The sequence below is a fragment of the Auraticoccus monumenti genome (genome assembly GCF_900101785.1).
Lineage (GTDB): Bacteria > Actinomycetota > Actinomycetes > Propionibacteriales > Propionibacteriaceae > Auraticoccus > Auraticoccus monumenti.
On the sequence record NZ_LT629688.1, the window covers coordinates 1,620,763 to 1,636,053 of the forward strand.

The following is a 15,291-nucleotide window of genomic DNA, read 5'->3' on the forward strand; positions in this document are numbered from 1 at the left end:
GGGCTACGCAGCCGGCGCCTGGTCGCTGTGGTTCGTGACCACTGCTCCCGATGCCGCGAGCTGGGAGAGGAACGGCTGGGGGGCCCACAGCAGCTCGGGGAGGTAGAGCCCGGGCCCGAGGGGCGCTCCACCGCCGGACCCGAGCGCGACCTCGAGCGACAGGGTGACGCACAGGCCGGTGAGAGAGGCCTGCCCGGCGGCGAGCTCGAGGCTCCACCGGGCCAGACCGAGGTGACCCTCGTCGTCGCGGCCCCGGACCTCGACCACCATCTCCGCGGCGGGCGCTCCACCTCGTCGGCGGCTGGAGGAGGTGCCGGCGGCCAGGTCGAAGCGGATGTCGGGCGCTCGGGTGGCGGCGTAGAGGCTCGTGACGTCCAGCGGTGCGTAGGCGTCCGCGGCGACGGTCCGTCCGTCGATCGTCTGGATGGTGCCCGCAGCGGCGGCACCCGACACCCAGGAGCGACGGCCCGAGGCGAAGACCAGGGCGGCCGGGGCGTCTCGCTGCAACCGCTCCATGTCGTGCAGGGCCAGCGGGCCCGCCTCGTCCTCCTCGTCGAACAGGGCCCCGATGGTGATCGAGCGGACCTCGCTGAAGGCCTCCCCGGCCCTCAGGGCCAGGAACGTCGACGCCCCAGCCATCCAGTGGCTGGCCAGCACCACGGGAGCTGCCTGTGGTCGGTGGGCGAAGGCGGCGAGCTCGGGGCCCAGCTCGACCAGCCCGTTGCCGATGTTGAGGTAGGGAACCTGCTGGTCCTGGGCCAGGGCCAGCCCGTGCAGCCCGTCGTCGGGGGCCAGCACCACCACGGCGGCCAGCGGCGGTACGTGTCCCAGTCCCATCCGTTCCCGGTCCATGTCGATCACCAGGCCCTCGGCGGTGCCCACCGTGTCGGCGACCTCACCCGCCGTAGCCGCGGACCGCCCACCCACCAGGACGGGCACCTCGGGGTTCCGCTTCCGGAACCACTCGACCGCTCGTCGGCCGACCGTGCCGGTACCACCGGCGAACAGCACGGCAGCGTCCTGCATGGGCGTCCTCTCCTCCGACGACGTGCTCGCCAGGAGCGGGGTGCTCCGGGGCGAGGAGGTGGTGCGGACACCAGTCAAGAGCGTGTTCCGGGAACCGGGTCAAGCCTCGGGCGCCGGCCGTCGCGCGAGGGCCCACCCACACCCTCGGGGCCACACCACTCACGGGATGCGGACGCCGCCCAGGTCCATCAGCCGGGTCCAGACCCGTGCGGCGGTCCCCGGCGCCGGAGCAGCAGTGCGCACGTCGGCGGCGATGCGCGTGGGCACGCCGCGTGCTCCGTCGGCAGGGCCGTAGTACTCCCCGCCCTCGGCCCAGGGATCGGTGAGTGCCCTGACCCCCGGCCACGCCGCCGTGTCCTTGCCCTGCGCCCACGGGGTGTAGGGGTTGCGCTGGTGGCGCACGGTCTCGTCGCGGACACCGGGACGACGGGGCGTCCTGGCGTCCACGGCCACCCCGGGGTGGGTGACGATCGAGGCGAGGGAGAGTCCTGCTGCTCGGAAGCGACGATCGAGCTCGAAGGCGAACACCTCCGTCGCCGTCTTCGCCTTCACGTAGGCGCCGATCCCGGTGCGCGGTACCCGGTCGACGTCGGTCAGGCTCATCCGGAACTGCCGCACGAAGCTGGTCGAGGCGTGGACGACGCGGACCAGCCGTTCCCCACCCTGGTCGGTGAGGAACGGCATCAGCCGAGCGACGAGCGCGACGTTCGCGACGGTGTGGGTGCCGAGCATCAGCGGCAGGCCGTCCTCGGTGCGGGCGGTGCGTGAGAACGGCATCGCCCCGCCGTTGAGGAAGAGCCCGTCCAGTCGCGGGAGCCTGGTCAGCTCGGTGGCCGCGGCGGCCACCGAGGCGAGGGACGTCAGGTCGATCTGCACGTGGTGGGTGATCGCGCCCGGCACCTGCTCGCGGATGGCAGCGCTCGCCCGCTGCAGCTTCGCGGGCGAGCGCGAGGCCAGCACGACCTCCGCGCCGGCAGAGGCGAGCTGCTCGGCGGCGAAGTAGCCGATGCCACCGGTGGCCCCGGTGACGGCGTAGACGCGACCACGCAGATCGGGCAGCTGCTCTGGATCCCAGGTCATGCACTTCCCCTTCGAGACGGGTGGAGCCGACGTCGTGGTGGTGCAGTCCAGCCGGGCCGCCGTCCGGTGCTCCGGCGTCGTCGTCAGTGAAGACCGTGTCCTCAGGACCGGGTCAAGCAGCGGCTGCTTGGCGTGGCGGAGCAGCATGATCGGCATGGTCCAGACGGCGCGCGAGAGCACCGTGACGTCGTCGCGCCCGCGTCTGGTCGGCGTGGACGCCGCCCGCGGGCTGGCCCTGCTGGGGATGTTCGTGGCCCACGCCGCACCCCGCGGGGCAGCCGACGGCTGGGACCACCTGCTGCTCGAGGCCGCTTCGGAGCGGTCGCGGCTGCTGTTCGCCGTCACCGCCGGGCTGGGGCTCGGGCTGCTGACCGGGGGGAGCGCGCCGTCGGCGGACCGCACGGGTCTGCGCCGCCGGATCGCGGTCCGCGGGCTCTTCCTGCTGGTGCTCGGCTCGCTGCTGACCCTGCTGGACCCACCGGTGCGGGTGATCCTGGACGAGTACGGGGCGGCCTTCCTGCTGGTGCTCCCGGTGCTCTTCCTGCCCCGCCGCTGGCTGCTCGGCGCCGGGGCCGCCGGGGTGGTGCTGCTGTCGGGGCTGGCCGCCGCCCTGGGCACGGTCCCCGCCGTCCGCGGCCAGCGGTCCGAGCCCTGGGGGTTCCTGGTCGACTGGCTGGTGACCGGGGCCTACCCGCTGCTGATCTGGGTCCCGGTGCTGCTGCTGACCCTGGGCTGCGTCCGGCTCGACCTGGCCCGGACCCGACGGGTCGCCGTGATCGCGGTGCTGGCGCTGGGGGCCGCGGTCGTCGGCCTCCTCGTCGGCGGGCTGGTCGCGACACCGGTGGAGGTGGCGGTCGGGTCGACGGTCCGGGGCGTGCCCCGGCTGGCCCTCGGCACCTCCCTCACCGTGGCCGGCAACGTCGCCCTCGGTCTGGCGGTCGCGCTCGGTCTGGTGCTGCTGACGTCCTCCGCGGGCCTCGTCGGCCGGGTGGCTCGCCGCGCGCTCTCGCCGCTGGCGGCCGCCGGGTCGATGCCGCTCACCCTCTACACCGCCCACGTGCTGCTGCTGGAGCTGCTGGCCGGTGAGGACCGCCGTCTCGACGACTCCTGGGCGCTGGTGGCGGGCCTGGTGGTCGGCTCGCTGGTGGTCGGCTGGGCCTGGCGGCGCTGGATGGGACGCGGACCGCTGGAGCAGCTGGTCGTGGCGCTGTCCGCCCCGTCGCGACGAGGCCCGACCGCCACGCCATGAGGGGGACCTGGGGCCGCCGGGGGTGTCAGGATGAGTCATGTCCGCTGCTGAGAGGCCTGCTGCCGCTGGACCGGGCTGGCGCCTGGACCAGGTGTCCTCGGCCGGCCGGGAGAACCTCGACCCCGTCCACGTCGCCCGCTACGACGCGATCGAGGACGCCGACGCCGAGGCCGAGGTCGCGCTGCTGGGACGGCTGGGCCTGGATCGGCAGTCGGTCGTGGTCGACGTGGGCACCGGCACCGGTCAGCTCGCGCTGGCGGTCGCCCCCCACTGCGCGCGCGTGGTGGCCGTCGACGTCTCGCCGGTGATGCGTGCGCGGCTGCGGGACAAGCTGGACCGGGTCGGGGCGCGGAACGTCGAGGTGGTGGCGGCCGGCTTCCTGGACTACGAGCACCAGGGTCCGCCCGCCGACGTCGTCTACTCCCGGTACGCGCTCCACCACGTCCCCGACTTCTGGAAGGGGGTGGCCCTCGCCCGGCTGCACGCCGTCCTGCGCCCCGGTGGCGTGCTGAGGCTCTGGGACGTCGTCTACCACTTCGAGCCGGCCGAGGCGGAGGCCCGGCTCGAGGCGTGGTGCGCCACCGGGGGACCCGAGGGTGGCCCGGGCTGGAGCCGGGGCGACCTCGAGGAGCACGTGCGCGAGGAGCACTCCACCTACACCTGGGTGCTGGAGGGACTGGCCGAGCGCGCCGGGTTCCGGGTCGAGCAGGCGCTCCACTCCGCGGACGGGATCTTCGCCAGGTACGTCTTCCGACGTCCCTGACGGCCCGGTCACTCCTCCGGCGTGGCCGCGTTCCCGGTCCTCGGCGCGGAGCCGTAGAGCAGGTCGGCGTAGTCGGGGTGGCGCTCGATCCAGCCGCGCACGAAGGGGCACACCACCAGCACCTTGACGTCGCGGCGGCGGATGTCGTCCAGGGCGTGGCGAGCCAGCGCGCCGCCCACCCCCTGCCCCTCGGAGGCGGGCAGCACCTCCGTGTGCATGACCACCATCAGGCCGTCGGCCAGCTGGTACTCCAGGTAGCCGGCGAGCTCCTCGCCGGCGCGGGCCTCGAAGCGGGAGGCGGTGGCGACGTCGGTGAGAACCAGGTCCATGGCCGCGATTCTGGCAGAGCAGGGCGCGGAGGGCACCGGTCGACCACGGATAGGCTGACCGGGTGAGCCTCCCACCCCTCGACGACGCCGACGTGGAGGTCTACGACGTCGCGATGCGCACCCGATTCCGCGGCATCGAACGGCGCCAGGGCCTGCTGGTGCGGGGCCCGGCGGGCTGGGGCGAGTGGAGCCCCTTCCTCGACTACTCCGGGGCCGAGCTCGTCCCCTGGTGGCGGGCCTGCCGGGAGGCCGCTGGCACGGGGTTCCCGGCGCCGGTGCGGGACCGGGTGCCGGTGAACTGCACCGTCCCCGCGCTGGACCCCGAGCCCGCCTCCGCCCTGGTCGCCGGCTCCGGCTGCCGCACCGCCAAGGTCAAGGTGGCCGAGCCCGGGCAGACCCTGGCCGAGGACGTCGCCCGGGTCGGGGCCGTCCGCGACGCCCTGGGACCCGACGGGGCGGTCCGGGTCGACGCCAACGGGGCCTGGGACGTGGACGGGGCCGAGCGGGCGATCGGTCTGCTGCGGCGGTACGGGCTGGAGTACGTCGAGCAGCCCTGCGCCCGCACCGAGGAGCTGGCCGAGCTGCGCCGTCGTCTGGCCCGCCGCGGCTGGGACGTCCCGGTGGCGGCCGACGAGTCGATCCGGCGCAGCGGGGACCCCGAGCGGGTGGTCGCCCTGGAGGCGGCCGACGTGGTGGTGCTCAAGGTGCAGCCCCTCGGCGGGGTGGCCGCCTGCCTGGAGCTGGCCGAGCGGCTCGGGCTGCCGGTGGTGGTCTCCAGCGCCCTGGAGACCTCGGTCGGCATCGCGGCGGGGCTGGCCCTGGCCGCAGCGCTGCCCGAGCTGCCCTTCGCCTGCGGGCTGAACACCGTCCCGCTGCTCACCGACGACGTGGTCGACCACCCGCTGCGCGCCGTCGACGGCGAGATCGTGCTGCGGGACGTCCGGCCCAGCGCGGAGCGGCTGGCTGCGGTCCGGGCCGACGAGGCGACCCGGGAGCGCTGGCTGGACCGGCTCCGGGCCACCCGGGAGCTCGACGCCGCCGGGTCCCGCCGGTGAGCGCCGTGGAGCCGGGGTCCGAGCAGCCGGTGAGCGTGCGGGCGGCGATGGTGCTGGTGGCCGAGCTGGCCGCCCTGGGGGTGCGGGAGGTCGTGCTCTCCCCGGGCTCGCGGAACGCCCCGCTGGCCTACGCGGTCGAGGCCGCCGACCGGGCCGGGCTGCTGCGGCTGCACGTCCGGGTCGACGAGCGCAGCGCCGGCTTCACCGCGCTGGGGATGGCCCGCGGCAGCGGCGCCCCGGTGGTCCTGGTGACCACCTCCGGCACGGCCGTGGCCAACCTGCACCCGGCGGTGCTGGAGGCCGACCACGCGCAGGTGCCGCTGGTGGTGGTCAGCGCCGACCGGCCCGCCGCCATGCTGGACACGGGCGCCAACCAGACCACCCGCCAGGTCGGGCTCTTCGCCGAGTCGGTGCGGGTGGCCGCCCGGCTGGCCGCCGACGAGCGGTCCCTGGACGCGCTGCCCGCGGTGGCGCGGCGGCTGGTGCTCGCCGCCCGCGGCGACCTGAGCCGCACCCCCGGACCGGTCCACCTCAACCTCGAGCTCGACGACCCGCTGACCCCGACGGCCCCGCTCGACGCCCTGCCCGCCGGTCACCCGCTGCGGACCACGTCGGCGGCCCCCGCCAGCATCACCCTGCCCGCCGACGACGGCACCGTGGTGCTGGTCGGCGACGCCACCCCGGCGGCCGGGGCCGCCGCCCGCCGGCTGGCCGAGGAGGCCGGGGTGCCGCTGCTCAGCGAGCCCTCCGGCAACGCGCGCTCGGGACCGTCGGCCGTGGCCGGCTACCGGCTGCTGCTGGACGGGCCCCTGGGCCGGGGGATCACCCGGGTGGTGTGCGTCGGGCACCCGACGCTGTCCCGCCCCGTCACCCGGCTGCTGTCCCGCCGCGACGTCGAGCTGGTGGTGCTGAGCGACGGCAGCCGCTGGGTGGACCCGGGCCACCGGGCCTCCTCCGTCGCCCAGGCGGTCAGCATCCCCGCCGGCGACGGGTCCTGGCTGGACCGGTGGCGCACCGCGGACCGTGAGCTGGGTGCCCGGCTGGCCGACCTGCTGGCCGCCGAGCCGTGGCCGAACGGGCCGGCGCTGGCCGCGGCGGTGGCCGGGAGCCTGGGTGCTGCCGACATCTGGCTGCTCGGGTCCTCGCAGTCGGTCCGCGACGCCGACCTGGCGCCGGTGTGGGGGGCGAGCGCCCCGCAGGTGCACGCGAACCGGGGGCTGGCCGGCATCGACGGCACCGTCTCCACCGCGGTCGGGCTGTCGCTCGGGACCGGCCGGGGGGTGACGGCGCTGGTCGGCGACCTGACCTTCCTGCACGACGCCAACGGGCTGCTGATCGGACCCGACGAGCCCCGCGCGGACGTCCGCGTCGTGGTGGCCAACGACCGCGGCGGGGCCATCTTCGCCACCCTCGAGCAGGGACGCCCGGAGCTGGCCGCCCCCTTCGAACGCCTTTTCGGGACGCCGCACCGGGTCGACCTGAGAGCGCTGGCCGCGGCCCACGGGGTGAAGCACCGGCCGGTCCGGGACCAGGACGAGCTCACCGACCTGCTCAGCCGGCGCATCACCGGCCTGGAGGTCGTCGAGGTCGCCCTGGACCGCTCGGGCCGTCGCGACCTGGACGCCCGCATCCGCGCCCTCGCCCCCTGAACCAGACACCCCTCCCGGCCCCGCCTCCTCCCGGTGGACGTGGTGCGCCCGACCCCAGTCGCCCGGCGCACTCATGGTCTCCTCACGGCCCGCCCGGCGGTGGCGCGCAGCGTTGGTCGAGGGGAGGAGCATGGGGCGCATGGCCTCCGCACCCACCCCCACGCCGCTGACCGACGAGCTCACCACCCTGCTGCGTTCGGGGGCGACCTGCTACCTCAGCACCCTGATGCCGGACGGCTCGCCCCAGCTCACCCAGGTCTGGGTGGACACCGACGGCCAGGACGTCCTGGTCAACACCGTCGTGGGGCACCAGAAGGCGAGGAACGTCGCCCGCGACCCCCGCGTCACCGTGGCGGTGTCGGACCCGGCCCGGCCGTCGCGCTACTCCGAGATCCGGGGACGGGTCAGCGCCGCCACCACCGACGGTGCGGCCGAGCACATCGAGCTGCTGGCCCAGCGCTACCTGGGCGGGCCCTACCCGTGGTTCGGGGGCCGGGACCAGCAGCGGCTGCTGCTGACCATCACCCCGGAGCGCATCAACTCGATGGGCTGAGACAGCGGGTCGCGACGAGCGGTGGCCCGGGCGACCGGGGAGCGTCGACGGGCTCGAGCGGGGAGCGGCTTCGCCCACGTGACGCCCCGGTGTCGGCCGCCCGACGGGGGGTAGAGCAGCAGAACCACTCTTCCCGAGTACTGGAGGCTTCCCATGTCCACCGCTGCATCCTCGCCCCGACCCGCCGACCACACCGACCGCACCGGCCGCACGGCCGTCCAGAAGGCCGCCATGGCCGTCGGCGTGGTGTTCCTCCTGGTCGGCGTCCTGGGCTTCGTCCCGGGCATCACCACGAACTACGACACCATGTCCTTCGCCTCGCACCACTCCGAGGCGCTGCTGCTCGGTCTGTTCCAGGTGTCGGTGCTGCACAACATCGTCCACCTGCTGTTCGGTGTCGCCGGTCTGGTGCTGGCCCGCTCGGTCGGCGCCGCACGCAGCTACCTGGTCTTCGGCGGGATCATCTACTTCGTCCTGTTCATCTACGGGCTCGTCGTGCCGCACGACTCCGCGGCCAACTTCGTCCCGGTGAACAACGCCGACAACGTCCTGCACCTGGTGCTGGCCATCGGCATGGTGGCCCTGGGTCTGGTCCTGAGCCGCCGGCGCACCGCGGACGCCACCGTCTGAGCCGGTCGGCGCCCCCGGCGTCCACCTCGTCCGCAGCTCCCCGGTCCTCGCAGTCCTGGACCGGGGAGCTGCTGCATCCGGCCGCGGACGCGCGCACAAGCGAGCCCCGCCGAGTCGGCGTCCCGGAACGCTCAGGCCATCGACCGGAGCCACCGGCGCACCGCGGCGGTGGCCTGGACGTCGTCCTCGTTGTACTCCAGCACCCGGGTCCGTGCCGTCTCGCGCATTTCGGCGCTGGAGCCGTGCACGGCCTCGGCGAACCAGCGCTGGGAGTTGAGACCGCCCGGGTCCACGTCGCGCCAGGCGAACCCGGCGCCGGTGCTGGCCACCACCTTCAGCCCCAGCCCGTGCACCCCGAACAGGTGGTCGCGGACGGTCGCGAAGAGGTCGACGAACTGCCGGGCCCCCTCGTCGCGGGCCCAGGCCAGCACCTCGGCGGCCGGGTGGCCCTCGGAGGCCGCCCGCTCCGCCAGCTGGCCGATCCGGACCGTCTCGTAGTCGCTGTAGTGGAACACCAGGGTCGTCCGCGGCCCCTCGGCCAGCTCCCGCAGCCACGACAGCGCGCGCCCCGCGAGCTCCAGCTCACCGGCGGCGTCGAGGTCGTCCCAGGCCACGAAGGACTCGAACGTGCTGGAGCCCGTCACCGTGTCGCCGACCAGGAACCCCCACAGGTAGACCCGGTCCTCGGCCGAGGTCTCGATGTCCAGGTCGACCTCGACCTCGGCGGCCGGGACGTCCACCGGCCCGGACTCCAGCCGCTCCAGCAGGACGCCGTCGCTGATCAGCTGGGCCCGCCGCGCCGTCACCCGCAGCCGTCGCTCCGCCTGCGCCCGGTGCGCCACCTCGGGCAGGTAGCGGGGGAGGAGCTCCTCGAGGTCGGCGCCGGCCAGGGCCCGGGTGGTGGAGACACCGAGGGAGCGCAGCACGCTGATCTCGCGGACGTCCAGCGGCGCCTTGGCGATCCGCAGGCTGATGTCCTCGGCGTCCAGCTGGGGACGGCAGTGCTCCCACCACTGGCAGCGGTCGCACTCGCTGACCCGGATGGGCTGGACCATCGGCTCCACCCCGGGCTCGCCCAGCCGCTCGGCCCGGCTGGCCACCGACACCCGGAACTGGTGCTCGTGGTCGTAGCGCTCCAGCCCGGAGCGGAGCCGCCAGCCGCCCTCGGCGCGCCGGGAGAAGGTGCGGAACCGGGGCTCGTGGAGACGGATCCAGGTGACCGCGGTCGGGTCGTCGGTGCCCACCACACCGCCCACCGGCTCCCCGTCGGCGGCGTGCCCGCAGGCCTGCAGCATCCGCCAGAAGTGGGCGAGCTGGAGCACGTCGCTCTCGCGGCGGGCGTTGCGGAAGCTCCAGCCGGGCAGCTCCTCCCCGGCCTCCCACGCCGGCGCGTCGAGCCCGGAGACCCGCAGCAGGGTGGCCTCGGGGGGCACCGCACGGGGTTCGCGGACCTTGTGGCCCTTGACCTGGACGGGGGCGTAGCCGGGACGGCCGGGTGCGGCGTCGGCCCCGCGGACCAGCACGTCGCAGCGTCCGTACCGGTGGCCCCGCAGGTCGCGGGGGAGCTCGGCCCCGAGCAGCACCGGCACCCCGGCCCGCAGCGCCTCCAGCGTCCGGGCGGCACGCCGGCCGGGCGGGCCGTCGTCCCCGCGCAGGTCGACCGCGCCCTCGAGCCCGGCCAGCGCGTCGCTCACCTGGGTGCGCCACTCCTCCGTGCCGGCGAACAGCTCGCGCAGCGCCTCGTCCGGCACCGGCCGGGGCTGCTCGCCGACGATCCGGGGGTCGTGGGCGTTCTGGGTCTTGACCGGGCAGCTCTGCGCCGCCCAGGGGCCGAGCACCAGACCCTCGACGCCCCGCCGGGGACCACCGCTGGGGGCAGCGTCCGTCATGCCGCCGCGCGTCGGGCGACGGCGCCCGCGGTGGCCCGGTGCAGCGCGACGATGCCGCCGGACAGGTTGCGCCAGCCGACCTCGGACCACCCGGAGGCGCTCATCATCGCGGCCAGCTGCCGCTGCGGCGGCCAGGCCAGGATCGACTCGGCCAGGTACTCGTAGGCCGTCGGGTTGGAGGAGACCGCCCGGGCCACCCGGGGGAGCGCGGCGAGCAGGTAGTTGCGGTACGCGCCGCGCAGCAGCGGGGACGTCGGGGCGCTGAACTCGCAGGCCACCAGCCGGCCGCCGGGACGCGTCACCCGCCGCAGCTCGGCCAGCGCGCCGAGGGTGTCCTCGACGTTGCGCAGCCCGAAGGAGATCGTCACCGCGTCGAAGACCCCGTCGGCGAAGGGCAGCGAGAGGGCGTCCCCGGCCACGAACGGCAGGTCGGGCTGGCGGCTCTTGCCGACCCCGAGCATGCCCAGGGAGAGGTCGGTGGGCACCACCAGCGCGCCGGCGTCGGCGAAGGGACGGCTGGACGTGCCGGTGCCGGCAGCGAGGTCGAGGACCACCTGACCGGGCCGCGGGTCGACGCTCTGGACCACCAGACGGCGCCAGCGGCGGTCCTGCCCGAGGGAGAGGATGTCGTTGGTGGTGTCGTAGCGCTCGGCGACGTGGTCGAACATCGCGGAGACGTCGGCACGCCGCTTGGCGAGCGTGGCTCGGGTGGACGATTTCGACACCTGTGGGATTCTGCCACGTGGCTCCGACAGGTTCGCCAGAGCGCGGACGGAAGGCAGGATCGACCCATGGCCAAGAAGAGCACCGTGCTGAAGGTGTCCGGACTCCGGCGCGCCTACGGACCGGTCACCATCGTCGACGACTTCAGCCTGGAGGTGCGCGCCGGTGAGGCGGTGGCGCTCACCGGGCGCAACGGCTCGGGCAAGTCCACCGTGCTGCGCTGCCTGGTCGGGGCGGACAAGGCCGACGAGGGCACGATCGAGGTGTGCGGCTTCCCCGTGATCGAGACCTCGCCCCGGACCCGCCGCGACGTGGCCACCGTGATCGACGACCTCGACTTCTTCCCCGACCTGTCGGTGGTCGAGCACCTGGACCTGCTGGCCCGGGCCCACGGGGTCCCCGACGCCGACGCCCTGGTCGACGACGTGCTGGAGCAGGTGCAGCTGGTGCCGCAGTCCGGGCAGCTCCCCGGGACGCTCTCCTCCGGGCAGCGCCGCCGGCTCGGTCTGGCCACCGCCTTCGTCCGGCCGCGCCAGCTGCTGGTGCTGGACGAGCCCGAGGCGCGGCTCGACGTCGAGGGCGTCATCTGGTTGGCCAACCGGCTCCGCGCCGAGCGCCAGCAGGGCCTGGCGATCGTCTTCGCCAGCCACGAGCCGAGCCTGGTGGAGACCGTCGCCACCCGGGTCGTCGAGCTGGGGGCACCGCGCGGATGAGCACGCCTGAGGAGCAGGACCGCCAGCAGCACCCCCTCGACGGGGGCGCTGACGGCGACGGCACCCGCGACCGCGTGGACCCGGAGCCGGACGCGGTCGCCGCGGTGCCGCTGGAGACGGCCGGTACCGCCTCGACGGGCGGCGCCGCGCCAGGGCCGGGCGGCGGCGACCGTCCCATCCCCGCCGCGGTCACCCCCAAGGGCACCGGCCGGAAGAAGAAGCGCAGGAGCACCGGGACCGCCGCGGCGCCACCCGCACCCACCGGGGACGAGGCGCTGACCGAGCGTCCGCTGGTCCTCGACGGGCGGGGGATTCCCGAGCCGACCGAGCCGGTCCCGGTGACCACCGTGCGGGCCGAGGACTGCGAGCCGGTGGACGAGCGCGAGCTGCTGCGGCTGATGAAGGACTGGCGCAAGGGTCGCGCCACCCGGAAGCTCGGCGAGATGCTCTCCGACGCCTACGTGATGGTCTTCGCGATCCTGCTGGTGGGCGCGATGACGGTGAACGTGGTGCTGCAGGCCCAGACGACCGTGTCCAACTGCAGCACCGTGGCCTGCACCTCCGCCCGGCTGTTCCTGCCCTGGGCCACGGTGGCGCTGGGGGCGGCGCTGGCGCTGTCCATGGCGCGGCTGTTCGGACCGGTGCTGGCATCCTCCGCGGAGGGGTCGTGGCTGATGTCGAGCCCCGTGCCGCGGGCGCGGATGCTCCGTCCCCGGTTGGTGACCGCGGTGCTGATCGCCTTCGCCGTGGGGCTGCTGCTCGGGGTGCTGGTCACCCTGCTGTCCGGCACCGGCGCGCGGGAGGTGATCGCCTGGACGCTCGCCTCGGGTCTGGTGACGGCGGCGATGGTGGCCTGGGCGGCGTCCCAGCAGGGGCTGGACCGGGGCGCACCGACCCGCTGGGGGGCCCGGCTGTTCTCGCTGGTCGGGCTGGCGGTGCTGGGGCTCGTGGTGGCGCTGGCCGCCGGGTGGACCAGCGTCGACCTCCCCGGGGCGGCCCGGCTGGAGATCGCCGCCGCCGTCGCGGGGGCCGCGCTGCTGCTGCTCCTGGTCTCGCTGGTGCTGGCCAACCGGCGCCTGGACCGCATCCAGCGGCTGCGGCTGATGAGCGGCGGGTCCCTGGCCAAGGGGTTGTCCGGCGCGTTCTACGCCCTCGACCTGGGGCTGATCCACGACATCGTGGTGGAGCGGCGGGCCACCGAGCGCGGCCACGTCCGCGCGATGCGGGGCAGCGGTACCGGGATCGGGGCCCTCGTCGTCCGCGAGCTCCAGCGGACCCTGCGCACCCCGACCGCGGTCCCCGCGGTGCTGGCCACGGTGATCGTCCCCTACGCCGTCGACGCGCTGGGTCTGGCCACGGTGGCGCCGGTGCTCGGTGGGGTGGCGGTGTTCGTCACCCTGGTGCCGCTGACCGGTGGGCTCCGGGTGCTGACGCGCAACGGCGGGCTGGCCCGGACCCTGCCCTTCAGCACCGGCCAGATCCGGCTGGCCACGGTCGCCGTCCCCGCCGCCGTGGCCCTGGTGTGGGGCCTGGCCTCGGCCGCGGCCTTCGTCGGGTTCGGCGACGGGGCCACGGTCCGCCCGGTCGGTGAGGCCCTGCTGGTCTCGCTGGTCACCGCGGCCGCCGGTCTGATGGGCGCCGTCCGCTGGACCACGGCCAAGCCGGTCAACTGGAGCGCCCCGATGGCCTCCACCCCCGCCGGCGCCTTCCCGCCCGGGCTGATCACCGCACCGATCCGCGGGTTCGACATGGTGCTGCTGATCACCGCCCCGGTCCTGCTCGGGGCCTCCCCGGTGTGGTCGCTGGTGCTGCTGGCCATCGTCTCCTTCGTGCTGCTCGGCGGCTTCAACGCCGAGGAGATGCGCGCCACCTCCGAGCAGCAGAAGCGCGAGCTGGCCAAGGCCAAGGCCGCCCGCCGCTGACCGAGGGCCGTGACGGCCAGCTCTGGTGTGCGATCTCGCTGCGACTAGGCAGCGGAAGTGCACAAGGGCACACGCCGACAGCGTCGGCACGGTGTCACCAGGCCCGTCCAACCGCCCAGCTGAAGCATGTGCCCCACCTGCCGTGCAGCCGCGCAGGGCCGGGTCGTCAGGTCGAACCAGCCGTAGCGCAGGGTGCGCTCGCCGCTGAGCGTGGCGACGTTGTCCCGCTCCATGTCGCGCCAGCGCCCGGCGCCCTCGTGGAACCGCCCGTCCAGCTCCACCACGAGGCCGTGCTCCGGGTACCCCACATCGCGGTGCCGACCACCTGCGCCACGGAGCTGCCGCCGCCCCCGTGGCAGGCCGTGCGCCCGTTCCACCTCGTGGAGGTAGACCCGTTCCAGCGGGGAGTGCACGCCCTCAGCCGCTTCGGAGAGGAGGTCGAGCAGCAGGCGCCGGTGACGCAGCCTGGGTCGGCGCTGCACCTCCCGCCGCAACCGCTCCGGGGTGGTCCGGCGGGTCTGCACCGCAGCGAGCACCACGGCCGGGACGTCGTCACGGCTCAGCCCGTTCGCGTGGTCGATGACGGTGTCCTCGATGGACAGGCGCGGCGGTGCAGCGGTGGCCCGACGGCCGTGGGTGCCGGGCTGATCGCGGCGGAAGCGCCAGACCGTCCGCGCGATCCGCACCTGCTGCTGGCTCCACACGTCGACCTGCTCCGGGGGCTGGTCCAGCAGCCCGTGCAGGTGAGCAGCTGCGGCACCCCCGATGCGGGCACCGTCCCCGCTCAGCAGCACCCCCGCCCAGCAGAGGGTGGCGAAGCCGGCGGGCGGTGCGGTGGTCATCAGCACCCCCGGCGCGAGGCGGTGCCACCGTCCCTCGCCGACCAACCGCTGCACGCTGTTGCGTCCCAGGCCGTGACCGAGCGCCTGCTCGAGGCTGAGGACGCCGTCCTGCAGCGCGGCCAGCTGGAGCAGGGGCGGTGACGGCTCGACTCGACGGTGCACGCCCCCACCGTGGTGACCATCCGCCGGTCCTGCTGCGATCCTCAGTGTCCTGTGGACGACGTCAGGTTGTGCACACCTGCTGCGACTACGCAGCAGGTTCGACCACCGGTGCTGCCGTCACCAGCCGCGGGTGCCGGGGGCTCCCTTGAAGGGGCCGGTGACGCGGGAGGTGATCCAGCCGCCGTAGAAGTCACCCTCCTGGGCCCGGACCCGCTCGCCGGCCACGTCGATCTCGAAGGGGCCGGGGTAGAGGGCGACGTGGTCGGCGAGGACCTCGTAACCCGCCCAGGGCGTGGGGTAGATCCAGCCGGCCCGGGCCGTGGTGCGTCCACCTCCGCGGACGTCCAGGTAGGCCGCCCGCCCCTTGAACTCGCACACCGACGACCCGGCCGCCGGCGCCAGCGCGTCGGCCACGAAGGCCGCGCGCGGCAGGTAGTAGGTGGGCGGGTGGCTGGTCTCCAGCACCCTCAAAGCCGCGGTCGTGTCGGCCACGACGGCGTCACCGAGCCGGACCACCACCCGCTCCTCGCTCGGCGCCACCCGCGGTGGTCGGGGGTAGTCCCAGACCGACTCCTGACCCGGACCGGGGACCTCGCGTCGCTGTGCCATGCGCCCAGCATCCCCGGCAGGCCCAAGGGGACGCCGACCTCCGCGGGCAGCCTGCCACCGACCCGCCCGGAGGACCCGGGCGCGCCGGGCGTCCGTC

Annotated in this window: 15 protein-coding genes; 8 read left to right on the plus strand and 7 right to left on the minus strand. The window is 75.0% G+C overall.

Annotated features, from left to right (window positions below; translation table 11 throughout):
- Positions 1-3: 3 nt before the first annotated feature.
- Positions 4-1,026 carry a hypothetical protein gene (locus BLT52_RS07470; protein WP_090592046.1) on the minus strand — a complete coding sequence of 341 codons (1,023 nt, stop codon included), beginning with the start codon at positions 1,024-1,026 and terminating at the stop codon, positions 4-6.
- Between the two features lie 159 nt (positions 1,027-1,185).
- Positions 1,186-2,106, minus strand: coding sequence for an SDR family NAD(P)-dependent oxidoreductase (locus BLT52_RS07475; RefSeq protein ID WP_090592047.1), 921 nt, complete (start codon positions 2,104-2,106; stop codon positions 1,186-1,188).
- A 154-nt stretch (positions 2,107-2,260) separates the two neighbouring features.
- Here BLT52_RS07475 and BLT52_RS07480 point away from each other — a divergent pair, with 154 nt between their 5' ends.
- Complete coding sequence (locus tag BLT52_RS07480; RefSeq protein ID WP_157677027.1) at positions 2,261-3,355, plus strand: DUF418 domain-containing protein; 1,095 nt, start codon at positions 2,261-2,263, stop codon at positions 3,353-3,355.
- Positions 3,356-3,392: 37 nt separating this feature from the next.
- The gene (locus tag BLT52_RS07485; RefSeq protein WP_090592051.1) at positions 3,393-4,118 is read left to right on the plus strand and encodes a class I SAM-dependent methyltransferase; all 726 of its coding nucleotides are present in this window, start codon (positions 3,393-3,395) and stop codon (positions 4,116-4,118) included.
- Positions 4,119-4,126: 8 nt separating this feature from the next.
- On the opposite strand, the gene BLT52_RS07490 is transcribed toward BLT52_RS07485, so the two are convergent.
- A complete protein-coding gene (locus tag BLT52_RS07490; protein WP_090592054.1) occupies positions 4,127-4,447 on the minus strand; it encodes a GNAT family N-acetyltransferase in 321 nt (106 codons plus the stop codon).
- 62 nt (positions 4,448-4,509) lie between these two features.
- Here BLT52_RS07490 and BLT52_RS07495 point away from each other — a divergent pair, with 62 nt between their 5' ends.
- The 4 genes from BLT52_RS07495 to BLT52_RS07510 all read left to right on the plus strand — a co-directional run bounded on the left by BLT52_RS07495 (position 4,510) and on the right by BLT52_RS07510 (position 8,334).
- Positions 4,510-5,502, plus strand: coding sequence for an o-succinylbenzoate synthase (locus BLT52_RS07495; RefSeq protein ID WP_269457589.1), 993 nt, complete (start codon positions 4,510-4,512; stop codon positions 5,500-5,502).
- Positions 5,499-7,151: a 2-succinyl-5-enolpyruvyl-6-hydroxy-3-cyclohexene-1-carboxylic-acid synthase gene (gene menD / locus BLT52_RS07500; protein ID WP_331712561.1), complete on the plus strand. Its 1,653-nt coding sequence runs from the start codon at positions 5,499-5,501 to the stop codon at positions 7,149-7,151. The genes BLT52_RS07495 and menD overlap by 4 nt, the downstream gene beginning before the upstream one ends.
- A gap of 139 nt (positions 7,152-7,290) precedes the next feature.
- Positions 7,291-7,704, plus strand: coding sequence for a PPOX class F420-dependent oxidoreductase (locus BLT52_RS07505; RefSeq protein ID WP_090592056.1), 414 nt, complete (start codon positions 7,291-7,293; stop codon positions 7,702-7,704).
- Between the two features lie 153 nt (positions 7,705-7,857).
- Complete coding sequence (locus BLT52_RS07510; protein WP_090592058.1) at positions 7,858-8,334, plus strand: DUF4383 domain-containing protein; 477 nt, start codon at positions 7,858-7,860, stop codon at positions 8,332-8,334.
- Between the two features lie 131 nt (positions 8,335-8,465).
- Here BLT52_RS07510 and BLT52_RS07515 read toward each other — a convergent pair whose 3' ends face one another.
- Both BLT52_RS07515 and BLT52_RS07520 read right to left on the minus strand, forming a co-directional pair.
- Entirely contained in the window at positions 8,466-10,223 is a 1,758-nt protein-coding gene (locus BLT52_RS07515; protein ID WP_090592061.1) for a TM0106 family RecB-like putative nuclease, read from the minus strand.
- Entirely contained in the window at positions 10,220-10,948 is a 729-nt protein-coding gene (locus BLT52_RS07520) for a demethylmenaquinone methyltransferase (protein WP_090592063.1), read from the minus strand. Before BLT52_RS07520 ends, BLT52_RS07515 begins: the two co-directional genes overlap by 4 nt.
- A 66-nt stretch (positions 10,949-11,014) precedes the next feature.
- On the opposite strand from BLT52_RS07520, the gene BLT52_RS07525 reads away from it, so the two are divergent.
- Together BLT52_RS07525 and BLT52_RS07530 are read left to right on the plus strand one after the other, a co-directional pair.
- Positions 11,015-11,659 (plus strand): ABC transporter ATP-binding protein, encoded by a 645-nt coding sequence (locus BLT52_RS07525; RefSeq protein ID WP_090592065.1) that lies wholly within the window; start codon positions 11,015-11,017, stop codon positions 11,657-11,659.
- On the plus strand, positions 11,656-13,581 hold the full coding sequence (locus BLT52_RS07530) for a DUF6297 family protein (protein WP_090592067.1): 1,926 nt from the start codon (positions 11,656-11,658) through the stop codon (positions 13,579-13,581). Before BLT52_RS07525 ends, BLT52_RS07530 begins: the two co-directional genes overlap by 4 nt.
- Positions 13,582-13,625: 44 nt before the next feature.
- On the opposite strand, the gene BLT52_RS07535 is transcribed toward BLT52_RS07530, so the two are convergent.
- Both BLT52_RS07535 and BLT52_RS07540 read right to left on the minus strand, forming a co-directional pair.
- The gene (locus BLT52_RS07535) at positions 13,626-14,585 is read right to left on the minus strand and encodes a type IV toxin-antitoxin system AbiEi family antitoxin domain-containing protein (RefSeq protein ID WP_090592069.1); all 960 of its coding nucleotides are present in this window, start codon (positions 14,583-14,585) and stop codon (positions 13,626-13,628) included.
- A 117-nt stretch (positions 14,586-14,702) separates the two neighbouring features.
- Complete coding sequence (locus BLT52_RS07540; protein WP_090592072.1) at positions 14,703-15,194, minus strand: DUF427 domain-containing protein; 492 nt, start codon at positions 15,192-15,194, stop codon at positions 14,703-14,705.
- Positions 15,195-15,291: the final 97 nt, after the last annotated feature.

Bases quoted from the DNA above. Each gene is read 5' to 3' on its own strand.
- BLT52_RS07470 (WP_090592046.1), bottom strand. From the start codon at position 1,026: ATGCAGGACGCTGCCGTGCTGTTCGCCGGTGGTACCGGCACGGTCGGC.
- BLT52_RS07475 (WP_090592047.1), bottom strand. From the start codon at position 2,106: ATGACCTGGGATCCAGAGCAGCTGCCCGATCTGCGTGGTCGCGTCTAC.
- BLT52_RS07480 (WP_157677027.1), top strand. From the start codon at position 2,261: ATGGTCCAGACGGCGCGCGAGAGCACCGTGACGTCGTCGCGCCCGCGT.
- BLT52_RS07485 (WP_090592051.1), top strand. From the start codon at position 3,393: ATGTCCGCTGCTGAGAGGCCTGCTGCCGCTGGACCGGGCTGGCGCCTG.
- BLT52_RS07490 (WP_090592054.1), bottom strand. From the start codon at position 4,447: ATGGACCTGGTTCTCACCGACGTCGCCACCGCCTCCCGCTTCGAGGCC.
- BLT52_RS07505 (WP_090592056.1), top strand. From the start codon at position 7,291: ATGGCCTCCGCACCCACCCCCACGCCGCTGACCGACGAGCTCACCACC.
- BLT52_RS07510 (WP_090592058.1), top strand. From the start codon at position 7,858: ATGTCCACCGCTGCATCCTCGCCCCGACCCGCCGACCACACCGACCGC.
- BLT52_RS07515 (WP_090592061.1), bottom strand. From the start codon at position 10,223: ATGACGGACGCTGCCCCCAGCGGTGGTCCCCGGCGGGGCGTCGAGGGT.
- BLT52_RS07525 (WP_090592065.1), top strand. From the start codon at position 11,015: ATGGCCAAGAAGAGCACCGTGCTGAAGGTGTCCGGACTCCGGCGCGCC.
- BLT52_RS07530 (WP_090592067.1), top strand. From the start codon at position 11,656: ATGAGCACGCCTGAGGAGCAGGACCGCCAGCAGCACCCCCTCGACGGG.
- BLT52_RS07540 (WP_090592072.1), bottom strand. From the start codon at position 15,194: ATGGCACAGCGACGCGAGGTCCCCGGTCCGGGTCAGGAGTCGGTCTGG.